This window comes from Pengzhenrongella frigida (assembly GCF_004168625.1).
In the GTDB taxonomy this organism is placed as follows: domain Bacteria; phylum Actinomycetota; class Actinomycetes; order Actinomycetales; family Cellulomonadaceae; genus Pengzhenrongella; species Pengzhenrongella frigida.
Genome location: NZ_SDWW01000097.1, coordinates 1 through 2591, shown reverse-complemented (window position 1 = coordinate 2591; position 2591 = coordinate 1). Strand labels below are relative to the sequence as shown.

General features: G+C 68.6%; 3 protein-coding genes. 1 reads left to right on the top strand and 2 read right to left on the bottom strand.

What is annotated here, in order from left to right; all coding sequences use genetic code 11:
• The coding region (locus EUA98_RS19425; RefSeq protein ID WP_207219176.1) for a DUF6531 domain-containing protein at positions 1–596 on the top strand (596 nt) is incomplete at its 5' end.
• Positions 597–1224: 628 nt separating this feature from the next.
• On the opposite strand, the gene istB is transcribed toward EUA98_RS19425, so the two are convergent.
• Both istB and EUA98_RS20115 read right to left on the bottom strand, forming a co-directional pair.
• Positions 1225–2040 carry an IS21-like element helper ATPase IstB gene (gene istB, locus EUA98_RS19420; protein ID WP_130104324.1) on the bottom strand — a complete coding sequence of 272 codons (816 nt, stop codon included), beginning with the start codon at positions 2038–2040 and terminating at the stop codon, positions 1225–1227.
• Positions 2037–2327, bottom strand: coding sequence for a hypothetical protein (locus tag EUA98_RS20115; RefSeq protein WP_207219175.1), 291 nt, complete (start codon positions 2325–2327; stop codon positions 2037–2039). The genes istB and EUA98_RS20115 overlap by 4 nt, the downstream gene beginning before the upstream one ends.
• Positions 2328–2591: the final 264 nt, after the last annotated feature.

Here is a 2591-nt window from a genome sequence, read left to right as displayed (position 1 = left end):
ACGCTGGGCCTGCACCCGCAAACACCGCCGGGAGGCAGCCAAGAACACCGATCTGCCCGGTTAAGAACGAAGAGCCGAATTGGGACGTCACCACCCTCGTGCAGGACTGGGTCAACCGCCCGCAGGCCAACCGCGGCATGATCATCGCCGAGCCGGCCTACAGCACGACCGGGGACGCGTGGTCGTCGAGCCGGGGCGCACGCATGCCCGTCCTGCGGGTCACCTACGCCGACCCGCTGCTGCCCGCCGTGGCGCTTCCGGAGGCGCAGGTCACCGGGGAGCCGTCGGCGTGCCTGTCCGACAGCGCCTCGATGCTGCGCGACGACCCGGTGAACACCGCGACGGGGCACCTCGTCGAGTCGGCCACCGACGTTGAGGTGGGCAGCAGCCCGATGCCGCTGCGGCTGCGTCGTTCCTACGACTCCGGGCGCACCGCCAATAGCGTCTTCGGGTCGGGGTGGACGTTCGAGTTCGGTGCGGCCATAACACGGGACGACGCCACCGGTCGCGCAGTCGTCGACACCGGCGCAGGCAACCTCGTCGGGTTCACGCAGAAGCCCGAAGGTTCGCCCGGCGTTGACAGATGCCCGACCTGATCAAGTCTCCGCGTCTCGTTCAGCGCGTTGAACTGCGAGTCAGTTGCCGCACCGGGGATTTGAACCTGCGAGTACCCATCGTCCTGAAGCGCTTTTCAGCGTTCCCCGAGCCTTGCCGCGATCCTCTCACCTGCACAAACGCACCAGGGACGATTCCCCGACGGATCGTTCTTCCCCCGTTTTGGCCCCGTGACACTACAAAGCCCAGGTCAGAAATTGCTTCTGACCTGGGCTTTTGTCGGGCTGACAGGATCTGGACCTGCGACCCCCTGCAAGGATCGATCCCATTTCCTGTGGGTCCGACCCTGGCCGAGCATGTCCGAAATGGGCTGATGACCAGGGGTTCTACTTTTGCGGGCGAGCCGACCGGACTTGAAGAGGACCCGGTCTGGACCGACGGTTTTTGCCCCGCAAATACACCGTGGAGCCTTCTCGCCGAACGATCGGAAGTTGGTCCGAGCGGACCGAGACTGCCGCTCAGAACCGGTACTTCAACGCCTACGCTACTGTCAAGGGCCATTGAGTTCTGCCCAGAGGCGGTCGTGAAACCTGCCCGGTGACGGTCACGAAATGTGCCCGGTGATGGCCATGGGATCTGCCCAGTGCTGACCATCGTTGGCCCGGGTGCTCAGCTCAACGGACTCACCCCTTGGCCGGCGAGGGCTTGGGCCTGACGGACGCTCTCGCCGCTGGTCTGGAAGACATGCGCGTGGTGCAGGAGCCGGCCGACGGTCGCGGTGGCCAGGGTCTTGGGCATCAGCTCGTCGAACGCGGCCGGGTGGAGATTGGACGAGATCGCCACCGAGCGTTTCTCGTAGGCGGCATCGACGAGCCGGTAGAGACCCTCAGCGGCGTCCTGAGAAACCGGCAACAGGCCGATGTCATCACAGACCACGAGGTCGGCGCGCAGGACCCGGGCGATGGCCTTGGTCACCGAGTCGTCCGCGCGGTGGCGGCGCAGCAGCGTGCCGAGGTCCTCCAGGGTGAACCAGGCCACGCGTAGTCCTTGCTCGACGGCGTGCTGGCCCAGGGCCTCGAGCAAAAACGTCTTGCCCGTCCCGGACGGTCCGCAGACCACCAGGTTCTCGCGGCGGTGCACCCATTCCAGGGTGCGGAGCGCTTGCTGGGTCGGGGCCGGGATCGAGGACGCGGCCGGGTTCCAGGCGTCGAACGTCTTGCCGGTGGGGAACCCCGCGCCGGCCCGTCGGGTCGCCAGTGCGGAGCGTTCCCGCCCGGCGGCTTCCTCGACCAGCAGGGCGCGCAGCACCTCGACGGGTTCCCACCGCTGCGCTTTGGCGGTGGCGATGACGTCCGGGGCGTGGCGGCGGATGTGCGGCAGCCGCAGCCGGTGCAGCAGTGCCTGGACGTCGTCGGGCATCGCCGGCGCCGACGGGACCCCGACCGCCGGCACCGGCGCCTGGCGGGTCCGGGTCGCCGCACTCATGCGATCACCTGCGCGGTGGCGGGCGTGGATGCGCCGAGGGTGACCCAGCCGCGGGTGCCCTGGGTCAGCGACCGGTCCTCGCCGGCCTGGTTGACCGGGCCGCCCGCGGTGGCGCTGGCGTGGTGGTCCAGGATCGAGGCGAGGTCAGCCTCGGCGAACCGGGCATGGACCGCCGCGTGACCCAACGCCCAGTCGAGCTCTTCGGGGGTGAACAGCTTGGCGAGCTCCACGGCCTGCGCCATCTTCACGCGCATCTTGGTCGTGCCGGCAGCTGCGGCCTCAGCCAACCAGACCCGCGCGCCGTCACCGAGGACCAAAAACGCGGCCTCGGCGACGTTGCGGGCCAGCGGGACCCGGCCGAGTGCTCCCGCAGGTGGGCGGGAAATGGGCGTCGAGCATCTGCGGGCTGCCCGGCGTCGCGCGCGGGTGGCGGGCGACCTCGCGCGGCCCGGTCGGTCCGACGTGGACGATGATCATGAGAATGACAACCCCATTTGGCCCCACTTTGATGCTCTGATCTGGCCCCACCCGTTGCGTGTTGGGTCGTGCTT

What these genes read in the sequence shown, in the direction of transcription:
- istB (WP_130104324.1), bottom strand. Translation starts at nt 2,040, where the DNA reads ATGAGTGCGGCGACCCGGACCCGCCAGGCGCCGGTGCCGGCGGTCGGG.